The organism is Spectribacter acetivorans (genome assembly GCF_031846305.1).
GTDB classification, from domain to species: domain Bacteria; phylum Pseudomonadota; class Gammaproteobacteria; order Nevskiales; family Salinisphaeraceae; genus Spectribacter; species Spectribacter acetivorans.
Genome location: NZ_JAVRHY010000007.1, coordinates 102,145 through 123,699 on the forward strand (window position 1 = coordinate 102,145; position 21,555 = coordinate 123,699).

At 65.6% G+C, this 21,555-nt stretch carries 19 protein-coding genes and 6 tRNA genes; 4 read left to right on the plus strand and 21 right to left on the minus strand.

Annotated elements, in window-relative coordinates:
* Positions 1-21: 21 nt before the first annotated feature.
* A complete protein-coding gene (locus RM531_RS09655) occupies positions 22-1,056 on the minus strand; it encodes a class 1 fructose-bisphosphatase (protein ID WP_311658923.1) in 1,035 nt (344 codons plus the stop codon).
* Positions 1,057-1,188: 132 nt separating this feature from the next.
* Between RM531_RS09655 and RM531_RS09660 the strand changes: the two genes are divergently transcribed.
* Positions 1,189-2,103: a LysR family transcriptional regulator gene (locus tag RM531_RS09660; RefSeq protein WP_311658925.1), complete on the plus strand. Its 915-nt coding sequence runs from the start codon at positions 1,189-1,191 to the stop codon at positions 2,101-2,103.
* 17 nt (positions 2,104-2,120) lie between these two features.
* Here the strand turns inward: RM531_RS09660 and RM531_RS09665 are convergent, their stop codons facing one another.
* From RM531_RS09665 to RM531_RS09680, 4 genes are all read right to left on the minus strand, one after another.
* A complete protein-coding gene (locus RM531_RS09665) occupies positions 2,121-2,561 on the minus strand; it encodes a protein tyrosine phosphatase family protein (protein WP_311658926.1) in 441 nt (146 codons plus the stop codon).
* Positions 2,562-2,596: 35 nt separating this feature from the next.
* Positions 2,597-3,316 (minus strand): DNA polymerase III subunit epsilon, encoded by a 720-nt coding sequence (gene dnaQ / locus RM531_RS09670; protein ID WP_311658928.1) that lies wholly within the window; start codon positions 3,314-3,316, stop codon positions 2,597-2,599.
* Between the two features lie 84 nt (positions 3,317-3,400).
* The gene (rnhA, locus tag RM531_RS09675) at positions 3,401-3,841 is read right to left on the minus strand and encodes a ribonuclease HI (protein WP_311658930.1); all 441 of its coding nucleotides are present in this window, start codon (positions 3,839-3,841) and stop codon (positions 3,401-3,403) included.
* A complete protein-coding gene (locus RM531_RS09680) occupies positions 3,838-4,587 on the minus strand; it encodes a class I SAM-dependent methyltransferase (protein WP_311658932.1) in 750 nt (249 codons plus the stop codon). Before RM531_RS09680 ends, rnhA begins: the two co-directional genes overlap by 4 nt.
* Before the next feature lie 36 nt (positions 4,588-4,623).
* Between RM531_RS09680 and gloB the strand changes: the two genes are divergently transcribed.
* Genes gloB through RM531_RS09695 form a run of 3 tightly spaced genes read left to right on the plus strand, consistent with a single transcriptional unit; the run spans position 4,624 to position 7,836 of the window.
* Positions 4,624-5,394 (plus strand): hydroxyacylglutathione hydrolase, encoded by a 771-nt coding sequence (gene gloB / locus RM531_RS09685; RefSeq protein WP_349255426.1) that lies wholly within the window; start codon positions 4,624-4,626, stop codon positions 5,392-5,394.
* Between the two features lie 25 nt (positions 5,395-5,419).
* Positions 5,420-7,000, plus strand: a complete 1,581-nt coding sequence (locus tag RM531_RS09690) for a LysM peptidoglycan-binding domain-containing protein (RefSeq protein WP_311658936.1) — start codon at positions 5,420-5,422, stop codon at positions 6,998-7,000.
* A 41-nt stretch (positions 7,001-7,041) separates the two neighbouring features.
* Complete coding sequence (locus RM531_RS09695) at positions 7,042-7,836, plus strand: enoyl-ACP reductase FabI (RefSeq protein WP_311658938.1); 795 nt, start codon at positions 7,042-7,044, stop codon at positions 7,834-7,836.
* A 25-nt stretch (positions 7,837-7,861) separates the two neighbouring features.
* Here the strand turns inward: RM531_RS09695 and RM531_RS09700 are convergent, their stop codons facing one another.
* From RM531_RS09700 to cysS, 16 genes are all read right to left on the minus strand, one after another.
* Positions 7,862-8,575, minus strand: a complete 714-nt coding sequence (locus RM531_RS09700) for an LrgB family protein (protein ID WP_311658940.1) — start codon at positions 8,573-8,575, stop codon at positions 7,862-7,864.
* A gap of 4 nt (positions 8,576-8,579) precedes the next feature.
* Positions 8,580-8,921, minus strand: coding sequence for a CidA/LrgA family protein (locus RM531_RS09705; protein WP_311658942.1), 342 nt, complete (start codon positions 8,919-8,921; stop codon positions 8,580-8,582).
* Between the two features lie 8 nt (positions 8,922-8,929).
* Complete coding sequence (locus tag RM531_RS09710; protein ID WP_311658944.1) at positions 8,930-10,354, minus strand: sodium/glutamate symporter; 1,425 nt, start codon at positions 10,352-10,354, stop codon at positions 8,930-8,932.
* On the minus strand, positions 10,354-12,270 hold the full coding sequence (locus RM531_RS09715; RefSeq protein WP_311658946.1) for a SurA N-terminal domain-containing protein: 1,917 nt from the start codon (positions 12,268-12,270) through the stop codon (positions 10,354-10,356). The genes RM531_RS09710 and RM531_RS09715 overlap by 1 nt, the downstream gene beginning before the upstream one ends.
* Before the next feature lie 126 nt (positions 12,271-12,396).
* Positions 12,397-12,473 (minus strand) — tRNA-Asp (locus tag RM531_RS09720).
* A gap of 6 nt (positions 12,474-12,479) precedes the next feature.
* A tRNA-Val gene (locus RM531_RS09725) sits at positions 12,480-12,555 on the minus strand.
* A 41-nt stretch (positions 12,556-12,596) separates the two neighbouring features.
* A complete protein-coding gene (locus RM531_RS09730) occupies positions 12,597-12,869 on the minus strand; it encodes an HU family DNA-binding protein (RefSeq protein WP_311653004.1) in 273 nt (90 codons plus the stop codon).
* Positions 12,870-13,119: 250 nt separating this feature from the next.
* Complete coding sequence (gene lon / locus RM531_RS09735) at positions 13,120-15,516, minus strand: endopeptidase La (RefSeq protein WP_311658948.1); 2,397 nt, start codon at positions 15,514-15,516, stop codon at positions 13,120-13,122.
* Positions 15,517-15,609: 93 nt separating this feature from the next.
* Positions 15,610-16,896: an ATP-dependent Clp protease ATP-binding subunit ClpX gene (clpX, locus tag RM531_RS09740; RefSeq protein ID WP_311653000.1), complete on the minus strand. Its 1,287-nt coding sequence runs from the start codon at positions 16,894-16,896 to the stop codon at positions 15,610-15,612.
* 88 nt (positions 16,897-16,984) lie between these two features.
* Positions 16,985-17,629: an ATP-dependent Clp endopeptidase proteolytic subunit ClpP gene (clpP, locus tag RM531_RS09745; protein ID WP_311658950.1), complete on the minus strand. Its 645-nt coding sequence runs from the start codon at positions 17,627-17,629 to the stop codon at positions 16,985-16,987.
* A 20-nt stretch (positions 17,630-17,649) separates the two neighbouring features.
* Positions 17,650-18,981, minus strand: coding sequence for a trigger factor (gene tig, locus RM531_RS09750; RefSeq protein WP_311658951.1), 1,332 nt, complete (start codon positions 18,979-18,981; stop codon positions 17,650-17,652).
* A gap of 157 nt (positions 18,982-19,138) precedes the next feature.
* Positions 19,139-19,214: transfer RNA gene (locus RM531_RS09755), tRNA-Lys, on the minus strand.
* 229 nt (positions 19,215-19,443) lie between these two features.
* Positions 19,444-19,519 (minus strand) — tRNA-His (locus RM531_RS09760).
* Positions 19,520-19,542: 23 nt separating this feature from the next.
* Positions 19,543-19,618 (minus strand) — tRNA-Arg (locus RM531_RS09765).
* Between the two features lie 94 nt (positions 19,619-19,712).
* A tRNA-Pro gene (locus RM531_RS09770) sits at positions 19,713-19,789 on the minus strand.
* Positions 19,790-20,118: 329 nt separating this feature from the next.
* Entirely contained in the window at positions 20,119-21,501 is a 1,383-nt protein-coding gene (cysS, locus tag RM531_RS09775; RefSeq protein WP_311658953.1) for a cysteine--tRNA ligase, read from the minus strand.
* Positions 21,502-21,555: the final 54 nt, after the last annotated feature.

A 21,555-nucleotide genomic window follows, 5' to 3' on the forward strand; every position in this document is an offset into this window, starting at 1 on the left:
GAGGCCTCCTCCTGATTAGGGCTAGGCTCGCAGAAGCCCGCGGTGCGAGAACAACGGCGACCGGGTGAAATCGTGGCTGGGGTCGGTGTGATAGCGCGCCACCCGCTCGACCTTGTCGGCGGACCCGAACACCAGCGGCGTGCGCTGATGCAGATTGCGCGGCTTGATATCCAGAATCCGGTTGACGGTGTCGGTGGCCGCGCCGGCGGCTTCCTCGAACACCAGCGCCATCGGATTGGCTTCATACAGCAGCCGCAGCCGCCCTTGCTGATAACCCCGACGCTGATCGCCCGGATACAGGAAGATGCCGCCGCGCACGAGGATCCGGTAGGCATCGGCCACCATCGAGGCAATCCAGCGCATGTTGAAGTTGGCGCCCAGCGGGCCGTCCTCGCCGGCCAGGCAGTCGTCGATGTAGGTGCGCACGCACTCGTCCCAGTGGCGATAGTTGGAGGCATTGATGGCGTATTCGGTACGCGCGGGGTGAATCCGCACGTCCTGCTGCGCCAGCCGGAACTCGCCGCGGGCCGGGTCCAGAGTGAAGATATGGGTACCCCGGCGCACGGTCATCACCAGCGATACCTGGGGCCCGTAGATGATGAAACCGGCACCCAGCTGCTCGCGGCCGGGCACCAGGAACGAGGCCTCGCCCGGCTCCCCCCGGCGTGACGGCAGGATGGAGAAGATGGTGCCGATGGACACGTTGGTGTCGATATTGGACGACCCGTCGAGCGGGTCCATGGCCACGGCCAGCGGCGCGTCGGCATCCAGCGTGACCGTGCTGTCCGATTCCTCGGAAGCCACCAGCGCCACCGGCGCCCGGCGCAGGGCCTCGGTGAAGGCATCGTGGGCGATCACGTCCAGCGCCTTCTGCTCATCGCCGTCGGCATTGCGTTCGCCGTGGGCGTCGCTCATCCGGCCGGCGAGCGTGCCCAGCTGAATGGTGGCGGCAATCTCGCGCGATGCCTCGGCCATGACCGTCACCACCTGGTCGACGGCAGGGTCATCGGCCCCGTGGGCAGCCAGAAAGGCCTGCAGGGTCATCGGTTCCGGCATGCCGGACCTCCTCTGTCGGGACCGTTCATGGTGCAGTCCTCGTGATCGAACCCGCAAACCCTAGCGAGCGGTTTTTGTTAAATCCAGTTTAATCTATTTGACAGTTCGCCAAATTTTATTTGTTATAGCGTCATGCGCGGCCTGACCCTCAAGCAATTCAGCGGCATCGAGGCCATCGCCCGGCACGGCCGCATCACCGGGGCCGCCGGGGAACTCCATGTCACCCCGGCCGCGCTCACCGCCCGGTTGCGTCAGCTCGAGGATACGCTCGGCCTGGTGCTGTTCGACCGCACCCGTCAGGGCCTGAAACTCACCGAGGCCGGCCAGACGGTGCTTCAGGCCGCCGAACAGGTGCGCGCCACCCTCACCGAGTGCACCGATCGGCTGGCCAGCCTGCGGGGTGTGGCCAGCGGCCGGGTTCGCATTGCGGTGGTATCCACCGCCAAGTACTTCGCGCCCTACGCTATCGCGGCATTCGGACGCCGGCATCCCGGACTCGACATGCAGCTGCACGTGGGCAACCGCGAGGAAACCATTGCCCGGCTGGCCGACTATTCGGCCGACATCGCGGTCATGGGACGGCCGGCACGGGATTTCCCGGTGGAACATCTGATCATCGGCGACCATCCGCTGGTACTGGTCGCCGCACCCGGCCATACCCTGGCCCATCGCCGGGATCTGCCAATCGATCAGCTAAGCGGCGAAACCTTTCTGGTGCGCGAGCCGGGCTCGGGCACGCGTACGGTGTTCGAAGCCCTGGCACGACGGATGTCCCGGCAGCCGACCATCGCGATGGAGATTGCCAGCAACGAAACCATCAAGCAGGCGGTAATGGCCGGGCTGGGCATCGCGCTGCTGTCGGCCCACGCGGTGGGCGCCGAGATCGCCGACGGCCGGCTGGTGATCCTGCCGGTCGAGGATCTGCCGATCCGCCGTCAGTGGTATGCCGTGCGGCGCGCCGACCGCCATGCCACCCCGGCGATGGCCGCATTCTGGACATTTCTCGCCGAACAGCGGGACGCGCTTCTACCGCAGATGGCGGTCTAGCCCCCGGCCGGGGCGGATCAGCCCGCCAGCAGTTTTTCGACCGCGGGCTCCATCTTGGTCAGGCCGTGCGACCGGCCCAGGGCGAGGGCTGCGTCCGGCGCCTGGCCCTTGAGCCAGCCCGCGCGCAGGGCGAACAATGCCCCGACCCGATTGCCGCTGGCGCAATGAACCAGCGCCGGTTCATCACCCACGTGGTCCATGATCTCGTCGAACCGGCGCACATTGGATTCGTTGAGATCCTCCGGGCTGGCAATCGGTAGATGGTGATAGGTCAGCCCGATGGCGGCCACTGCCTCGGCCTCGTTGAAATCCGGGGTTTCCGCGTCGGGCCGCAGGTTCACAACGTGACGCACGCCGGCGTCGCGAGCCTCGGCCAGAGCCGTTTCATCCACCATGCCGCCGCAGTAGCAGTTATCGGCAGGCTGTACCAGGTTGGGTATGCGATCGTTCAAAGACATGCGTTTTTAGTCACTCCCTCATGCGGGTTCAGGGTTCAGGCGCGCTCCAGCGACTGCCAGAGACAGCGATCACCGCTGGCCTCGGACAGTCGCCGGAGATACTCGTCATGCGCCGTTCGTTCCTCGTCGGAGGCCGCCACCACCCGCGGCCGATTTTGCGCCGCGGCAAGTATGGCCGCCACATCGGCGTGATGCTGGTGGCTCTGCTCGGCGTTCTCAACCGCGAAACTGATCGCGGTCTGGCCACCACTCATGAACAGGTATACGTCGGCCAGCAGCTCCGCGTCCAGCAGCGCGCCGTGGCGCTCGCGGGCGGAGTCATCCACCCCGTAGCGCTTGCACAGGGCGTCCAGACTGTTGCGCTGGCCGGGGTGCAGGCGGCGGGCCTCCACCAGCGTATCCAGCACGCTTACCTGCGACTGCAGACCGGGAAATTCCGGCTGCAGCCGGCGGAATTCGGCGTCCAGGAATCCGAGATCGAACGGCGCGTTGTGGATCACCAGTTCCGCGTCGCCGAGATAGGCCTGGAGCTCGTCGGCGATCGCCGCGAAACGGGGCTTGTCGGCGAGAAATTCGTTGGTGATGCCGTGCACCTCGATGGCGCCTCGCTCGACCGTGCGTTCCGGATTGACGTAGAGATGCAGGTTGTTACCGGTAGGACGGCGGTGCAGCAACTCGACGCAGCCGATCTCGATGATTCGATGATCGCTCGGCTCCAGGCCGGTGGTTTCGGTATCCAGGACGATCTGACGCATGCGGCTCAGTAACGGAACTCTCGGGACCAGAGGATGTGCAACCGGACGCGCGTTGGCAAGCGGTCAGGCATGCCGGTCGCCGTCTCAGCCGTCCGGCAATTCGTCGATGCCGCGGTTGGCCAGGGCATCCGCCGCCTCGTTGCCGGGATCCCCGGCGTGGCCCTTGACCCAGTGCCAGGCCACCTCATGCTTCTGATTGAGCGCGTCCAGCTGCTGCCACAGGTCGGCATTCTTCACCGGCTTGCGGCCCGCAGTACGCCAGCCGTTCTTCTGCCAGCGCGGCAGCCAGTCGGTTATTCCCTGACGCACGTAGTTCGAATCGGTATAGAGCTGGACACGGCAGGGCTGACGTAGCGACTCCAGCGCCCGGATCGCGGCCAGCAGTTCCATCCGGTTATTGGTGGTGTGCGCTTCCCCGCCACAGAGTTCCCGCCGATGATCGCCATACACCAGCAGCGCCCCCCAGCCGCCCGGACCGGGGTTGCCGCGGCAGGCGCCGTCGGTATGAACCACGATCTCCTTCATGCCGCATCCCGGCGCGAATGACCGCTACGGGCGGTGGGTTCCGGCATACCGCGCCCGACCAGCGCGGGCCGCCGGACGCGCCAGCGGTTGGGAATCGGTCGAATGGGAACCACGCGCTTGCGCGCGGTCACCAGATACGCCGGCGCCAGTCCCGAAATCAGCCAGTAGGCCGCCGTTGATGGCAGCGACACGCCCGAGCGCGGGAGCCAGGGACAGCCGGGGCCGAACCGTCGCATTTCGGTGACTTCGAAATCGAGCAGCTGCAGCCAGTCCCGGACCCGTCCCAGGGCGATCAGCCGGTCCGCAGCCGGATAGCCGCTGCCACGCCGGCGTAACCGCTGCCCCAGCGCCCAGGGGCCATAGGGGTTGAAGCCCAGCAGCACCACCTGGCCGCGATCGGACAGCACCCGGTTGACCTCGCGCAGCAGGCGATGCGGATCGGGCATGAGTTCCAGGCTGTGGGGCATCACCACCGCGTCGAGGCTACCGCTGGCCAGCGGTAGCGTTCGGCCGTCAAAGCGAATATCCACCGGTGTATCCGGCTGACTGTCCGCAACCCAGCGGCACAACATCGGGCAGGTCGCCAGCGTATCGTCGGGAACGCCCCAGCGACCGATCTGCAGGATGCGATAACCCGGCACCCGATGCAGGCAGGCCTGCAGCCGTTCGGTCTCGAGCGCAATAAGGTTCCGGGACCGGTCACCCTCGAGCCAGGATCGAATGCCTGCCGGCGTCGCGTGTCGCAATTGATTTTACCTCGGCCGGTTGGCAACATCCCGGGCATGCCACACGTGTTCGCAATCCCGGCCCTCGCCGACAATTATATATGGGCCATCGCCGACGATGACAGCCGCCGCGCGGTAATCGTCGATCCCGGCGAGGCCGAACCGGCGGCCGCCTGGCTTGCCGAGCATGGCCAAACCCTGGCTGCCATCGTGATCACGCATCATCACCCGGATCATACGGCCGGCGTATCGGCACTGCTCGATGACATCAGCGTGCCGGTCTACGGCCCCGAGGAAGCCACCCGTGCCTGCCCGATCACCCATCAGGTTGCCGACGGTGACCACGTCACAATCGACGAACTGGGCATCACGCTTGATGTGCTGTCGGTACCGGGCCACACACTTGGCCACATCGTGTACACCGGCCACGGCTGGCTGTTCAGCGGCGACGCGCTGTTCCGCGGCGGCTGCGGCCGCCTGTTCGAGGGCGATGCCGGCATGATGCGGCCCGGGCTGGCACGCCTGCGGGATTTATCCGGCGATACCCGGGTATTCGGCGGTCACGAGTACACCGTCAAGAACCTGAGTTTCGCAGCGATGGTGGAGCCGGACAACGCGGCGGTAACCGGCGCGCTCGAGCAGGCGCGTGCCGACCGGGCGCAGAATCGGCCGACCCTGCCCTCCACGCTGGCCGATGAACGGGCAATCAATCCCTTCATGCGCTGGGATCAACCGGATGTGATCGCGGCAGCTCAGGCACGTGACCCGTCGGCCACCGGGCCGGATGCGGTGTTCGCCGCGATTCGTGCCTGGAAGGACAGCGCCTGACGGTGCCGTCTTCCCGAACAAATTGATGACAATCTCCGAACCCACCCGGGTGCGACTCGCGGCACTCGGGCTGATGCTGCTGTCGCTGGCACTCGCCGGATGCGCATCCCGCCCGCCACCGCCGCCGTCGGTCGCCACGGTGGCGCCGGAACCCATGGGACCACCCGCCCCGGCAATCCGGCCGGTTGTGTACAACGACATTTGGGCGCGTATCCGCCAAGGCATGTCCCTGGCCGGGCATGAGCAGCGACCCGAAGTCCGCGCGTGGACTCAGTTCTACGCCGCCCGCACGCGACACATCGAGGAGGCCGCGCAACGCGCCAGCCCCTTCATCTGGCATATCGCCGAGGCGGTCGAGCAGCACGACATGCCGCTGGAAATCGCGCTGCTGCCAATCGTAGAAAGCGGATTCGACCCGCGTGCCGACTCGCATTCCAGCGCCGCCGGCCTCTGGCAGTTCATGCCCCTCACCGCCAGCCGTTTCGGCCTGGAGCGCAACTGGTGGTACGACGGCCGCCGCGACGTGCTGTCGGCCACCAGCGCCGCGCTCGACTACCTCGGGTTCCTGCATCGCCGGTTCGATGACTGGCTGCTGGCCCTGGCCGCCTACAACGCCGGTGAAGGCCGGGTCGGCCGCGCCCTGGCCCGGGCCGAGGCAGCCGGACAGCCGCGGGACTTCTGGCACCTAGACCTGCCGGCAGAAACCGATGATTACGTCCCCAAGCTGCTTGCGTTGCGGCGCCTGCTGCAGACGCCGGCCGCGTTCGATCTGGCACTACCGACGATTCCCGACCGACCCCTGACCGAGGCGGTTCAGCTCGACGCGCAGATCGATTTTGCCGTGGCCGCCGACATGATCGACATGCCGGCGCAGACACTGGCTGACATCAACCCGGGCTTTCGTCGCTGGGCAACCCACCCGGACGGGCCCCACCGGCTGCTGGTGCCCACCGAGCGATCCTGGCAGTTCCGCACCGCACTGGCCCGCACCGACCCGGCACGCCTGGTAACCCAGCGTCGCCACCGGGTGCAGGCCGGAGAAGTGCTGGGCGGCATCGCCACTCGCTATGGCACCACCGTCGCGTTGATCCGCGACGCGAACAATCTTCAAGGCTCGCTCATCCGGCCCGGCGACGATCTGCGCATCCCGACACGGGCGCAACCCCGGCGGGAACAGGCGGAATCCGTCACCTATCAGGTCCGCGGTGGTGACAGCCTCTGGCAGATCGCCCGTGACCACGGGATGCGCGTCGACGATTTGCGGCGTCTCAACGGCCTGTCGGCCGACGCCTTACTGCGGCCCGGCCAGACCCTGAAAATGCGGGACTCGCGTACCGCCGCGGTACCTGACTGGTCGCTGGCGCGCGCCCATGCCGTGGCCGCCACTAGCGGCTCTGCGCCAGGCGCCGCAGGCGCGCCGGAAACGCCAGCAGCGAGGCCGAACGTCCCGGTGATTTACTATGATGTGCAGCAAGGCGATTCGCTGTGGTCGATCGCGCGCAGTTTCGAGGTCACCATCGACGCGCTGCGGCGCTGGAATCGTCTGGATAGCAACCGGCTGCAGCCGGGCCAGCGCCTGCGCATACACGCAGCCGCCGCGATCTAGATCACCACCGGCCGCAGCGCCGGCTCACGCAGGAAGGAATTATGGGATTTCTCGACGGCAAGAAGGCATTCATCACCGGGGTGGCCAGCAACCGCTCCATCGCCTGGGGCATTGCGCGCGCCATGCATCGTGAAGGCGCGACCCTGGGTTTTTCCTATCAGGGCGAGAAACTCGGCCCCCGCGTGGAGAAACTGGCCGCCGAGCTGGACAGCGATTTCGTGGTGCCACTGGATGTATCTAGTGACGACGATATCGACAACACCGTGGCCGCCATCGAGCAGCGCTGGGGCCAGCTCGACATTCTGGTGCACGCCATCGGTTTTGCACCGCGCGAGGCCCTGTCCGGCAGCTATCTGGACAGCGTCACCCGCGAGGCGTCATCAATCGCCCACGACATCAGCGCCTACAGCTTCGCGGCCCTGGCCCGGGCTGCCCGCCCGCTGCTCAGCGACCAGGCCGCGCTGCTGACCCTGACCTATCTGGGCGCCGAACGTGCGGTACCCGGGTACAACGTGATGGGCCCGGCCAAGGCCAGCCTCGAGGCCAACATGCGCTTCATCGCCGCCGACCTGGGCCATCGCGGCATCCGCGCCAACGCCATTTCCGCCGGCCCGATCAAGACCCTGGCGGCCGCCGGCATCAGCGGTTTCCGCACCATGCTGGGCCACGCGGCCGGCAACAGTCCGCTGGGGCGCAACGTCACCACCGAGGAAGTCGGCAACACCGCGGCGTTTCTGTGTTCCGACCTGGCGTCGGGGATAACCGGGGAAGTAGTCTACGTCGACGCCGGCTATCACATCATGGGCATGAATCCGGCGCACGAAGACGCCGAATGATACCCCCGGCCAGGCTACTGGTTGCCTAGAAGAACAGCGCGTAGACCCAGGGCAGCAACAGGGCCGTCGCCAGCCCGTTGAGGCCGATCGCCAGACCGGCGAAGGCCGCTGCCGCCGCCGATTCCTGTACCGCCCTTGCTGTACCGATGCCGTGAGCGGCCGCCCCCAGGGCCAGACCCCGGGCATGGGGGTCGCGCACGCGGATCAGATCCAGCAACGGCGGCCCGATCATCGCCCCCAGAATGCCGGTCACGATCACCAGCACGGCAGTCAGCGATACCAGGCCCCCGCCATATTCGGCCAGACTCATGGCAATCGGCGTGGTCACGGACTTGGGGGCCAGCGAGGCCAGCACTGCCGGCGTGGCGCCCGCGGCCCAGCCCACCATCAGCGCGCTGGCGATGGCCGTGGCCGACCCGCAGCTCAACGCCATGGCGATGGCCCCGATCGACTGCCGCACCGCCCGCCACTGGCGATAGATGGGCACGGCCAGCGCGACGGTTGCCGGCCCCAGCAGGAAATGCACGAACTGGGCGCCCTCGAAATAGGTCCGGTAATCGGTATCGCTGAGCTTGAGCAAACCGCCAAGCAGCAGCACCGCAATCAGCACCGGATTGCACCAGGTCCGGCGGCCGCTGCGCTGGTACAGCCACAGCCCCGCCTGATAGGCCAGCAGCGTGAACAACAGCGCGCTGAGCGGACGCGCGGCGAGGTAAACCCAGAGGGATTGCAGATCCATGGCGTCAGTCACGCTTGCGCATCAGGCGCTGCATGACCCAGCCGGTGACCAGCACGGTGGCCACGGTACTCACCAGTAGTGCGGCGGCAATGGGCGGCCATTGCGCCCGCAGCAGCGCGAGGTGAGCCACTACCCCGACGCCGGCCGGCACGAACAGCAGTGCCAGATGATCCAGCAACCCGTCGGCAACCCGGGCCAGATCCGGTGGCTCCTCGCCTCGCCACAACAGAAACGCCAGCAGCAGGATCATGCCGATCACCGGCCCGGGCACCGGCAGCCCCGACGCGGTGGCAGCCAGCTCGCCCAGCCACTGACAGAGCAGCAGCATCGTGATCCAGTACAGCATCGTGCTGCTCAGTCCGAGTTGCGCCGCCCGAAGTATCCGATGCCCAGCACCAGGCTGGCCGCCAGCAGGACCACCATGACCGCGAACAGCGGCCAGGGCCCGAAATGGTAGATCGCGGGCAAGGCCAGCCCGGTGATCAGGCCACCGCCGAAGAAGGGTTCGAATACCAGTTGCTTGTAACCGAAGGCCTCGTAGGCTGGTGAACGCCCGTCGGGATCGGCGATCTTCATCAGGATCAGCCCGGTGGCGGTCACGCCCATGGACTGCCCCAGGTCGCCGATGCCCCGTTCGAACCAGTAACGCGGGATCATGCGCGGCGCCACCCAGAGGAACATGCCGACGTTCCAGGCCAGCCCCACCCCGGCCAGCAGCAGGAACGGCCCCAGATTGGCGGCAATCACGCTCAGCGAGAGACTGGCAATGGCCGCGGCAATCAGCACATCCAGCGCCAGCCCCTGTAGCCTCAGGGTAGTGCCGCGATCCAGCAGGTCACCATAACCGGCGCGATTGAGCCCGATCTGGACCAGTACGCCCCCGATCATCGCCAGCGGGAACAGCGGCACCGCGCCAAGCAGTGCCACGCCGTCCGGGCCGCCCCAGGTGATGGCCTCGATCCAGCGCAGAAGTGACAGCAGCCCGTAGCCGATCAGGATAGCCAGGCCGGCCAGACCGGCGTGCAGGGTCAGGGGTTCGATGGATTCCGGGCGCACTGTCATTTCGCCGGCGTACCGCGGCCGCTCGTGCGCGTCGACCAGCCCGCGGCGTTGCGCCAGCGGCATGGCCGCGACCGAGGCATCGTGTACCTCGGTGTGACCGCGCCGGATGCCCCAGTTCACCAGGATAATGCCCAGCGCCATGCCCCCGACCACGCCCACCGTGGCCATGCCGACCGCGAGATCCGCGCCGTCGCTGAATCCCAGTTCCGCAAACACCGGCTGCAGGCCGGCCGCGGTGCCATGACCGCCTTCGAAGCCGATCTCGATCAGGGCGCCCGCCATCACCGGCAGACCGAATACCGGCACCAGCACGGCGACCGCCAGCAGAATCCCCAGTACGTACTGCCCGGAGGCCAGACTCAGCCCGAAGGCCAGCTGCGGGCCGGCCAGATGCCACACCCGTCGCCAGCGCGGCAGCGGCACGCCGAGCAGGAGCGTGGCAAACACCACATTGATCATCAGTCCCGGGAGGCTCGACCAGACTCCCAGCACGTCGGCCGGAATCAGGCCGTCGGCAAGGGTGTGATCACCACCGAAAATCACGCCCGCGATCCCGCCGAGAATATCCGGGCCGAGCGCCAGGCCGATCGCGCCGCCGAGGATGGAGGCCGGCAGAAACAGGTTCTGGCCGGCCCGCCAGTGCAGGCGCACCAGCTTGCCGGCCAGCAGCAGCAGTGCCAGGCCGATCAGTGCGGTACCGACCTGCCCGGAGGTCATCAGTTCAGGCGGTTTTCGTAGATTTCCACGTCGTAGTCCGCCCGGATCGCTCGGCGCATCACGGCATACTCGAGACCGGCCAGGCGCCCTTCGATGCGGCTGACCAGCGTTCCGCGGGTGGACTCGTCGAGGTTGTCCGGCACGCGGACGCCACTGACCAACACTACCGCTTGACTTCCGTTGGCGAGTGAAACCAGCTGGCGAGAGACCTCGCCGTCAGCCGGTTGCGGCAAGCTGAAGGCCGCTTCCCGGATCGCGCCGCTGACGGAACTCCCGCCATCGCGCGCGATCCAGCCGGGCGTCACCAGGTCCCCGGGGGACTGTTCGGCCAGATCCTCCAGACTGCTGTCACCGCTTTCCAGCTGATCCAGCACCTCCTGTGCGCGTTCCGCCGTCAGCCTGGCCGCGGCCTCGTCACGGATTCGTTCGCGAATCTGGTCGCGTACTTCGGCCAGCGGCAGCCGTGCTGCCGGCTCGTTCTCGGCAACCCGCACCACCACCAGACGGTCGCCGGACAGCGAAATGGGCGTACTGTTCAGACCGTCCTTGAGTACCGCATCGGAGAAGGCGGCCTCTACCACCGCCTCGTTGCCGCCCAGCCCGGTTCCGCCGTCCGGCGTCACCCAGCCAGTCGTCTGGATCTCCAGATCCAGTTCTTTGGCAATGGTATCCAGCGACTGCGGGGCCTCGAACGCCAGTGCGTCCAGCTCCTCGCTCAACTGCTTGAAACGTTCCTGACGCTCCTGCGAGCGGTAGAGCGACAACAGTTCGTCTTGAACCTCGGCGTCGTCGAACGGCTTGACCTCGGCCGGGTCAACCTCTTCCAGCTTGATCAGATGCCAGCCGAACTCGGTCTTGACCGGATTGGAGATCGATCCGGGTTCGAGGTCGAACAGTGCCTTCTCGAACGGGGCCACCATCGAGCCGCGGGTCACCCAGTCGAGGCTGCCCCCGTCCTCGGCCGTGCCCTGATCATCCGAATGCTCACTGGCGAGATCCGCGAAATCGACGTCGCCCTGTTCCAGCTGGTCGGCCAGTGCCTGGATTTCGGCACGCGCGGCTTCGGCATCGGTGTCGCCATCCTCGCGAATCAGGATGTGCCGTGCCTTGCGACGCTCCGGCGATTTGAAGCGGGCTTCCTTCTCCTGCTCATAGAGCGTGCGCAGGAACTCGTCGTCCGGGGCCTCGGCCACCTCGAGCTCGCTGCGATCCAGCGACACGTAGGCCAGTTTCACCCGCTGATCGCGCATGAAGGCATCCGGGTGATCACGGTAGTAGGCCTCGACCTCACCCTCCCCGATGCTGACCTCGTCGCGAAACGCGTCCGGTGAGAACGACAGATAGGACAGCTCGCGCTCCTGATTGCTCAGCCGGTGGGCCTGCTGCACCAGCGGATCGGTCACGAAACCGGTGGCCAGTACCGCCTCGCGCAACTGGCTGGACTGCAGATCGTTACGCAGCCCGGCCTCGAACGCGGCCGCGCTGATGCCGGCCTGCGACAGCAGCGCGCGATAACGGTCCGGGGAGAAATTGCCATCCACCTGAAAGCGCTCATCCCCGCGCAGCGCCTGTAGCAGACCCTGATCGGTGACCCGAATCCGGTTGTCCTGGGCGTACTGCACCAGCAGTTCCTGCTGGATCAGATTCTCCAGGACCGTACGCCGGAAGCGCTTGGGTTCGATCACGTTGTGATCGAAGTTCTCGCCCATCAGCTGCTGCAGGCGCTGGTAGCGCTGGTCGTAGGCCCGTTGCAGCTCGTACTTGGTGATGTCGGTGCCTCCGACCGTTGCCACCGCGGGATTGGCCGACTGGGTGAAGTAGGACCCTACCCCCCAGACACTGAATACCAGCGCAATCAGACCGACGATGGCATAGGCGACCGGGCCGCTGGATTTATCACGAATACGTTGCAGCATAACGGTTCACATTCCTGGAAACGCCCCCTGCTGGGGTGGCGTCAAACGAAAAAGGGCGCCCCGTGGTGAAGCGCCCTTTCGGATCGGGCGCACCCTGGCAGAGGCGCCCGTCAACTGATGTCAGGATGGCGGAGCGGACGGGACTCGAACCCGCGACCCCCGGCGTGACAGGCCGGTATTCTAACCAACTGAACTACCGCTCCGCGAAATGGTGGGTGCTGACGGGTTCGAACCGCCGACATTCGCCTTGTAAGGGCGACGCTCTACCAGCTGAGCTAAGCACCCGTGGGTACCGCTCATATGGCGTTGAGCACCCGCGAGGTGCGCTAGTTTACGGCATCCTTGAGCGCCTTGCCAGCCTTGAAACCGGGCGTCTTGCCGGCCGGGATGTTGATGCTCTGCCCGGTCTTTGGATTGCGGCCCTGACGGGCGGCACGGGTACGTACGGAGAACACGCCAAACCCGACCAGGGAAACCTTGTCTCCCTTCTTGAGCGCGTCGGTAATCGCATCGATGGTGGCGTCGACAGCCTTGGCGGCGTCTGCCTTGGAAAGGTCCGCGTCGGCGGCGACGGCATCGGTGAGTTCTGATTTATTCATGCTTGTCATCCCCTGTCGGTCGGAAGTCGGAAAACGAGAATGTCCACCCCCCGGAAATCTTGAAATGCCGATTCGGCAAATCCGCACACCCGGCGAGACCATAAAAACGGCTCCGCTGGCTTCACCGCTTCGAAGCAGGTTTAAGCGCCAGCGACACCGTTTTATACCAAGGCCGTCTCAAGCCGGTCAACCGCCCGTCTGACGGGCATTTCCGGCAGATGGCCCGGCTTGACAAGCCGGCCACGAAGCTCTAGTGCGCCCGGATCTCCCCGGCGTCGCCGGCGGACTTGCCATCCGCGGCCAGATCCGGCTCCGGCAATGGCTCGGGCATGCGGCTGAGCGCGATCTCCAGCACTTCGTCGATCCGGCGGACTGCGCGTATATCCAGCTTGTTCTTGATATTCGCCGGTATCTCCGCGAGATCCTTGACGTTTTCCTCCGGGATCACGACCACCTGAATACCGCCACGATGCGCGGCCAAGAGCTTCTCCTTGAGCCCGCCGATCGGCAGCACGTCGCCGCGCAGGGTGATTTCGCCGGTCATCGCAACCTCGGCACGCACGGGAATTTCCGTCAGCGCGGACACCAGTGAGGTGCACATTCCGACGCCGGCAGACGGGCCGTCCTTGGGGGTTGCGCCTTCGGGGACGTGCACATGCAGGTCCGATTTGGTCATGAAATCCTGTTCGATGCCGAGCTTGGCCGCGCGGCGGCGCACAACGGTGAGGGCCGCCTGAATGGATTCCTGCATCACGTCGCCCAGGCTGCCGGTCAGCAGGGGCTTGCCCTTGCCCGGCACCACGGCTGATTCGATGGTCAGTAGTTCGCCGCCGACCTCGGTCCAGGCCAGGCCGGTCACTTGGCCCACGCGATCGGTTTCCTCGGCCCGCCCGTAGCGGTACTTGGGCACGCCCAGGTAGCGGTCCAGGTTGCGCTGCGTGACCCGGACCTGCTTGCGCTTGGGTTCGCTGATCAGCTCCTTGACCACCTTGCGGCAAATCTTGGCGATATCCCGCTCGAGATTTCGCACGCCGGCCTCGCGGGTGTAGCGCCGGACGATTTCCCGCAGCGCGTTCTCCGATACCTGCAGTTCCCCGTCCCTGAGACCAGACTCCTCGATCTTCTTGGGCACCAGGTACTTGGTGGCGATGTTGACCTTCTCGTCCTCGGTATAGCCCGACAGGCGGATTACTTCCATCCGGTCCAGCAGGGCCGGCGGGATGTTGAGGGTATTCGCGGTGCAGATGAACATCACCTCGGACAGGTCGTACTCGACCTCCAGGTAATGGTCATTGAAGGTATTGTTCTGCTCCGGATCGAGCACCTCGAGCAACGCCGAAGCGGGATCGCCACGGAAATCCATGGCCATCTTGTCGATCTCGTCGAGCAGGAACAGCGGGTTCTTGACCCCCACCTTGGCCATGTTCTGCACGATCTTGCCCGGCAGCGATCCGATGTAGGTGCGCCGGTGACCGCGAATTTCGGCCTCGTCCCGGACGCCGCCCAGGCTCATGCGCACGAACTTGCGGTTGACTGCGCGCGCAATCGAGCGGCCCAGCGAGGTCTTGCCCACGCCGGGGGGGCCGACGAAACACAGAATCGGTCCCTTGATCTTGCGCACCCGGCTCTGCACGGCAAGGTTCTCGACGATACGCTCCTTGACGCGCTCCAGTCCGTAGTGATCCTCGTCGAGAATGTCCTGCGCCTCGTCCAGCTTGATGCGGGTCTTGGTGCGCTTCTTCCAGGGCACATCGACGATCCAGTCCAGGTAGTTGCGCACCACCGTGGCCTCGGCCGACATCGGCGACATGCTCTTGAGCTTATTGAACTCGGTGGTCGCCTTCTTCTTGACCTCCTTGGGCATGCCCGCCTTCTCGATTTTTTCCTCGAGCTCATCAAGATCGTTGGGGGCATCGTCCAGGTCACCCAGTTCCTTCTGGATGGCCTTCATCTGTTCGTTGAGATAGTACTCGCGCTGGCTCTTCTCCATCTGCTGTTTGACACGGCCGCGGATGCGCTTTTCGATCTGCAGCACCTCGATTTCGGCCTCGACCTTGGCCAGCACGTGCTCGAGACGCGCGCCGGCGTCGTCGATTTCCAGCACATCCTGCTTTTCATCCAGCTTCAGATTGAGATGGGCGGCAATGGTGTCGGCCAGACGCCCGGCCGAGTCCATGCTCGACAGCGACGGCAGCAGTTCCGCCGGCACCTTCTTGTTGAGCTTGACGTAGCCCTCGAAGGTGGAAAGCGTCGAGCGCATCAGCGCGTCGAGCTGGGCGTCGTCCTCACGATCGTCGGCATCGCTCAGGGCCACATAGTCCGCCACCATGTAGCCGTCCTCTTCGCCAAGATCCGCGACGCGGGCCCGCTCTCCGCCCTCGACCAGCACCTTCACGGTGCCGTCCGGCAGCTTCAGCAACTGCAGGATGCTGGCCAGGGTGCCGACGCGGTAGATGTCGTCCGCGCCCGGGTCGTCCACGTCCGCGGCCTTCTGGGCCACCAGCAGAATGCGCTTGTCATCGGCCATCGCGGCTTCCAGCGCGCTGATGGACTTTTCACGTCCCACGAACAGCGGAATCGCCATGTGGGGGAAAACCACCACATCGCGCAGGGGCAGAACCGGGGTGCGGGAAGAAGAATCGGCCATGATGCAGCCTCGAGTACGGGGGCGACTACCGAGGGATATCGGCAGCCGCCGTCAAAAACCTTGCCTTGAAGCTGCGGCCGGGCGGCCGCCTTTTCAAGCGCTCGGGCGGGTCGTATCGGCTGCGGCGCGGGCGGGCGCGGCGTTTTCGTAGACGATGTAGGGCTGGGCATCGCCCTTCACCACGGCCTCGTCCACCACGATCTTGGCCACGTTCTCCATCGACGGCAGGTCGTACATCACGTCCAGCAGGATGCCTTCCAGGATGGTACGCAGGCCGCGCGCGCCGGTCTTGCGCTCCATCGCCTTGGTGGCGATCGCGCGCAGCGCATCCTCGCGGATTTCGAGCTCGCAGTCCTCCATGTCGAACAGCTTGCCGTACTGCTTGACCAGCGCATTCTTCGGGTCGCGCAGGATCGATACCAGCGCCGCCTCGTCGAGCTCGTCCAGCGTGGCCACCACCGGCAGCCGGCCGACGAACTCGGGAATCAGGCCGTACTTGACCAGGTCCTCGGGCTCGACCCCGCGCAGCACCTTGCCGATTTCCTCGACCTGATCAACGCTCTTGACCGCGGCGGAGAACCCGATGCCGGAACGGCCCGCGCGGTTGGCAATCACCTTTTCCAGGCCGGCGAACGCGCCGCCACAGATGAACAGCATGCCGCCGGTATCCACCTGCAGGAACTCCTGCTGCGGATGCTTGCGCCCACCCTGGGGCGGCACCGACGCGGTGGTACCCTCGATCAGCTTTAGCAGTGCCTGCTGCACACCCTCGCCCGATACATCGCGGGTGATGGAGGGATTTTCCGACTTGCGCGAAATCTTGTCGATCTCGTCGATGTAGACGATGCCGCGCTGGGCCTTGTCGACGTCGTAGTCACACTTCTGCAGCAGCTTCTGGATGATGTTTTCCACATCCTCGCCGACGTAACCCGCTTCGGTGAGCGTGGTGGCATCGGCAATGGTGAAGGGCACATCCAGCAACCGGGCCAGGGTTTCGGCCAGCAGCGTCTTGCCGCAGCCGGTGGGCCCGATCAGCAGAATGTTGGATTTCTGCAGCTCGACGCCATCCTCCGCGGCCGCCGCATTGAGGCGCTTGTAGTGGTTGTAGACCGCCACCGCCAGCACCTTCTTGGCCGGCTCCTGGCCGATGACGTACTCGTCGAGAACGGCATTGATTTCCTGCGGGGTGGGAAGACCCTTGCGCGCCGGCTTGGCGGCGAGCTCCTCGCGCATGATGTCGTTGCACAGCTCCACGCATTCATCGCAGATGAATACGGAGGGACCGGCGATGAGCTTGCGGACTTCATGCTCGCTCTTGCCACAGAACGAGCAGTAGAGGGTGCGCCCCTGGTTGTCATTGCCGCGTGCGTCGTCAGTCATGATGCGCCTCTCGAAAACGTTACCCCGATACTACAACACAGATACGGCCGTTCGTGGTCCACCCGGGCGTAACGGCGTGGATCCGGCGTTATTTATCGTCTCCGCCGGCCATCGCGGCACGCGAGGACATCACCCGGTCCACCAGCCCGTATTCGCGGGATTCCTCCCCGCTCATGAATCGGTCCCGCTCGGTGTCGCTGGCGATCTTGTCGATTGGCTGACCGGTGTGGTGCGACAGAATCTGGTTAAGCGACTCGCGGGCCCGCAGGATTTCCTTGGCGTGAATCTCGATATCCGTCGCCTGACCCTGAAAACCACCCAGCGGCTGGTGGATCATCACCCGCGAATGCGGCAGGCAGTAACGCTTGCCCTCGGCCCCGGCGGCGAGCAGCACCGCGCCCATGCTGGCGGCCTGGCCGAGACACATGGTGGACACGTCCGGCTGGATGAACTGCATGGTGTCGTAGATCGACATGCCGGCAGTAACCACGCCGCCCGGCGAGTTGATGTAGAGCTGGATGTCCTTGTCCGGGTTATCCGATTCCAGGAACAGCAGCTGCGCCACGATCAGGTTGGCCATATGGTCGTCGATGCCGCCGACCACGAACACCACCCGCTCCTTGAGCAGGCGCGAGTAGATGTCGAAGGCACGTTCGCCGCGGGCGGTCTGCTCGACCACCATCGGCACCAGACCGAGATCGCGGGTGCGCATATCGTCGCCGTCGTGACTCATGCATTAACTCCAGCGTTGCGTTAGGCGCCGGCGCCGCCGGCGTTGTCGGGGTTCATCAGGGCGTCTAGGCTGCTCGCCTCCTCGGCGACCGTGGCCTGCTGGATCAGGTCGTCCACCACCTGCTCCTCCATGACCATGGCCTGGATACCCTGCATCATCTGCGGCTGCGAACGATAGTACTGCTTGACCTGCTCGGCTTCACCGTACTGCGCCGCAATCTCTTCGAGCTTGGCATCGACCCGGGTATTGTCGAGCTCGAGTTCCTTGACCTTGATCACTTCCGCCAGCAGCAACCCCAGGGACACCCGGCGCTTGGCGTCGTCACTCAGCATGTCGTCGGGAATCATCTCCCGCAGCTGCTCCGGATTCTCCTGCATCTGCGGGGGCATCCGGGAGACCGCCTCCTGGCGCATTCGTTCCATTTCCTCGCTGACCATCGAGCCCGGCACGTCGATCGGATTGGCCTCGAGCAGACCGTTCATGACCTGAGTCTTGACGCTCTTGGCGATGGCGTCATCGGCCTGCTGGCGCAGCGACTCGCGCACCTTCTCGCGCAGGGCCGCTTCGCCGCCCTCCTCGATCCCCAGCTTGGCCAGGAATTCGTCATCCAGTTCGGGCCGGCGCGGTTCGGTGACCTGTTTGAGTTCCACCGAAAACTCGGCGGTCTTGCCGGCCAGGTCCTCGGCGCCGTAATCCTCGGGGAAGCTGACCGGCACTTCGAAGGTCTCGCCGGCCTTGCGCCCCACCAGGGCACGCTCCAGATCCGGCAGGAAGCGGCCTTCGCCGAGCGTGACCTCGATGTCCTCGCCGGAACCGCCCTCGAAGGTCTCGCCATCGATGCGGCCCACGTAATCCACGGTTACCTGATCGCCGTCCAGGGATTCCCGTTCGACCGGCTCGAACGTCTTGTGCTGATCGCGCACCTGCTCGATGGTCTTGTCGATGTCGGCGTCGCTGATCTCCACCGTCGGGCGAGTCACCGACAGCTTGTCCAGTCCCTGAAGCTCGATCTCGGGGTAGACATCGAATTCGGCAGTGAAGGTCAGGCCCTGGCCTTCGGCCTGGTCGGCCAGTTCCACGCGCGGCTGCCCGGCCGGCTTGAGATCGACCTGCGCCAGGGCCTCGGGATAGGCCGACTGGATGATCTCGCTGGTGACCTCGTGGCGGGCGCTTTCGCCGTAGCGCTGGTGGAGGAACTTGAGCGGGATCTTGCCCGGCCGGAAGCCCGGCACCTTGGCATGCTGCCCCACGCGTCGGACCTTCTCGTCCACGGCCTGCTCGACCCGGTCCGAGGGAATCTGCACCCGGATGCGGCGCTGCAATCCCTCGGCACTCTCGACACTGACTTCCATGAATGACCTCGTTGCGCTTGTACCCTGCCGGATTCGCCACCGGGCACGTCTGCCGCTGACCACGGCCGCGCAATCTGCACGGCCTGGGCGTGACGAAAATGGCATTCCGGAATGCCCCGGCCGGGGCGGCCGACCGACGCGGGCGGGGACGTAAAAATGGTGGGCCGTGAAGGACTCGAACCTTCAACCAATAGATTAAGAGTCTACTGCTCTACCAATTGAGCTAACGGCCCGGCTGTTTTTCAGCGCGGCATTGTATCTCGACCGGCGCCGGGAAGCACGTCCATGCTTGCCGGGCCAGGCTGCGCCGGATGCCTGCCGGCCGGAAGTGGCTTCAGCAGCGCCACCGGACGGCTTGCTGTTCGTCGCGGAGGCCGACCGGAATGCGGCACCCCTCTCTCGGTCTCTCGCGATGGGCGAGAGGACGGAGAACGGGCCGCTACCGCGGCCCGACCCTTGATATGGGGTGGACGATGGGACTCGAACCCACGACGACCGGAATCACAATCCGGGGCTCTACCAACTGAGCTACGCCCACCATTGACGACACACTTCCTTCGATGGCGCCCCGGGAGGGAATCGAACCCCCGACCCAGAGCTTAGAAGGCTCTTGCTCTATCCACTGAGCTACCGGGGCCTGAAGCCGAACCCGCACCGGGAACACCGCCAAACACCGCGCCATGTCTGCCTGACCCGGGTCTGCTGGAACCACAGCAACCGGCTCGATCCGATGGTCGGGGTAACAGGATTCGAACCTGTGACCTTCTGCTCCCAAAGCAGACGCGCTACCAGGCTGCGCTATACCCCGGACGCCGGACACACTCTAAACCGGCTTATCCGTCTAATGCCACGACCTCGCGTCTGCGTTGCGAGCAGTCTGTTTCCAGGTTCGGCTCCTGCCTCACCAGGAAACCCGGCCTCGGGCTTCCTGCCCTCGGCGCGTCTCGCGGTGCGAGCCGCCCCAAAGCAGACGCGCTACCAGGCTGCGCTATACCCCGGACGCCGGACACACTCTAAACCGGCTTATCCGTCTTCCGCCACAACCCGGCTTCGGACCCGCCGCCTTGCGGCCGCGAATCATAATCCCGCGGCCGGAAGCGGTCAATTTCGGCGTAACCCGGGAAGACGAAAAAACAATCAGCTACTTCGCCGCCATGTCGTGCCTTCCGGACCATCCTCCAGCGTGACCCCCGCCGCCGCGAGTTCGTCGCGAATGCGATCAGCCTCGGCAAAATCCCGCTGTTCACGGGCCTCCCGCCGGCGGACGATGGCCTGCTCAATGTCGGCGGCGTCCGGTCCCTGGCCGGCATCATCCTGGAAGAACGCCGCCGGGTCGGTCTGTAGCAGACCGATAGTGTCGCCCAGTTCCACCATAAGACCTGCCAGCGACGCGGCCCGAGCAGGCTCGGCGTCAGCCAGCCGATTGATCTCGCGGGCCAGGTCGAAGAGCACCGCGATGGCGCCCGGCGTGTTGAAATCATCGGCCATCGCCGCGTGGAAGCGCGTCTCGAAATCGGTATCCGTCGCCGGCGCCGCCGGGGCGTGACCGCGCAGCGCCTGATACAGCCGCGACAGCGCGGACGCCGCCGCGTCGAGCTGCGGCCCCGAATAGGCAAGCGGGCTGCGATAGTGGCTGTTGAGGATGAAGTAGCGCACCGTCTCTGCGCGGTGCACGGCCAGCACGTCGCGAATGGTCAGGAAGTTACCCAGCGACTTGGCCATCTTCTCGTCATCGATGGTGACGAAGCCGTTGTGCATCCAGTAGCGCACGAAGGGATGCCCGGTCGCTGCCTCGCTCTGGGCGATTTCGTTCTCGTGGTGCGGGAATTTCAGGTCCATGCCGCCGCCATGGATATCGAAGGTGTCGCCCAGGCAGTGGGTGGACATGGCGGAGCACTCGATGTGCCAGCCCGGCCGCCCGCGGCCCCAGGGAGAATCCCAGGCCGGTTCCCCCGGCTTGGCCGCCTTCCAGAGCACGAAATCCAGCGGATCGTCCTTGGCCTCGTCCACCGCCACCCGTTCCCCGGCCCGCAGATCCGCCAGCCGCTTGCCGGACAGGCGCCCGTAGGCCTCGAATCGGCTGACGGCGAAATACACGTCGCCGTTACCGGGAGCATAGCCATAACCGCCGGTCACCAGCCGCTCGATCATCGCGATGATCTCGCCGATGTGGGCCGTGGCCCTGGGTTCCGCATCCGGCGGCGCCAGACCCAGGGCGTCCGTGTCCTCATGCATCGCGTCCGTGTAGGTCCGGGCGATGCTGTCGGGGTCGGTGCCGGTTTCGGCGGCCCGCTTGATGATCTTGTCGTCGATGTCGGTGACGTTTCGCACCATCGTCACCCGCCAGCCCGTGGCGCGCAGATAGCGGGCCACCATGTCGAACACCACCATCGCCCGGGCATGCCCGAGATGGCAAAAGTCGTAAACCGTCATGCCGCACACGTACATGCGGACATGGCCCGGTTCCAGCGTTTCCAGCGGTTCCTTGTGGCCGCTCAGGCTGTTGTGGATTCGCATCATCGTGCGCGGCTTCGGCAGGTTCAAAGACGCGTAGTGTATACGCCCGCCCCGGTC

What these genes read in the sequence shown, in the direction of transcription:
- RM531_RS09655 (WP_311658923.1), bottom strand. Translation starts at nt 1,056, where the DNA reads ATGCCGGAACCGATGACCCTGCAGGCCTTTCTGGCTGCCCACGGGGCC.
- RM531_RS09660 (WP_311658925.1), top strand. Translation starts at nt 1,189, where the DNA reads ATGCGCGGCCTGACCCTCAAGCAATTCAGCGGCATCGAGGCCATCGCC.
- RM531_RS09665 (WP_311658926.1), bottom strand. Translation starts at nt 2,561, where the DNA reads ATGTCTTTGAACGATCGCATACCCAACCTGGTACAGCCTGCCGATAAC.
- dnaQ (WP_311658928.1), bottom strand. Translation starts at nt 3,316, where the DNA reads ATGCGTCAGATCGTCCTGGATACCGAAACCACCGGCCTGGAGCCGAGC.
- rnhA (WP_311658930.1), bottom strand. Translation starts at nt 3,841, where the DNA reads ATGAAGGAGATCGTGGTTCATACCGACGGCGCCTGCCGCGGCAACCCC.
- gloB (WP_349255426.1), top strand. Translation starts at nt 4,624, where the DNA reads ATGCCACACGTGTTCGCAATCCCGGCCCTCGCCGACAATTATATATGG.
- RM531_RS09690 (WP_311658936.1), top strand. Translation starts at nt 5,420, where the DNA reads ATGACAATCTCCGAACCCACCCGGGTGCGACTCGCGGCACTCGGGCTG.
- RM531_RS09695 (WP_311658938.1), top strand. Translation starts at nt 7,042, where the DNA reads ATGGGATTTCTCGACGGCAAGAAGGCATTCATCACCGGGGTGGCCAGC.
- RM531_RS09700 (WP_311658940.1), bottom strand. Translation starts at nt 8,575, where the DNA reads ATGGATCTGCAATCCCTCTGGGTTTACCTCGCCGCGCGTCCGCTCAGC.
- RM531_RS09705 (WP_311658942.1), bottom strand. Translation starts at nt 8,921, where the DNA reads ATGCTGTACTGGATCACGATGCTGCTGCTCTGTCAGTGGCTGGGCGAG.
- RM531_RS09710 (WP_311658944.1), bottom strand. Translation starts at nt 10,354, where the DNA reads ATGACCTCCGGGCAGGTCGGTACCGCACTGATCGGCCTGGCACTGCTG.
- RM531_RS09715 (WP_311658946.1), bottom strand. Translation starts at nt 12,270, where the DNA reads ATGCTGCAACGTATTCGTGATAAATCCAGCGGCCCGGTCGCCTATGCC.
- RM531_RS09730 (WP_311653004.1), bottom strand. Translation starts at nt 12,869, where the DNA reads ATGAATAAATCAGAACTCACCGATGCCGTCGCCGCCGACGCGGACCTT.
- lon (WP_311658948.1), bottom strand. Translation starts at nt 15,516, where the DNA reads ATGGCCGATTCTTCTTCCCGCACCCCGGTTCTGCCCCTGCGCGATGTG.
- clpX (WP_311653000.1), bottom strand. Translation starts at nt 16,896, where the DNA reads ATGACTGACGACGCACGCGGCAATGACAACCAGGGGCGCACCCTCTAC.
- clpP (WP_311658950.1), bottom strand. Translation starts at nt 17,629, where the DNA reads ATGAGTCACGACGGCGACGATATGCGCACCCGCGATCTCGGTCTGGTG.
- tig (WP_311658951.1), bottom strand. Translation starts at nt 18,981, where the DNA reads ATGGAAGTCAGTGTCGAGAGTGCCGAGGGATTGCAGCGCCGCATCCGG.
- cysS (WP_311658953.1), bottom strand. Translation starts at nt 21,501, where the DNA reads ATGATGCGAATCCACAACAGCCTGAGCGGCCACAAGGAACCGCTGGAA.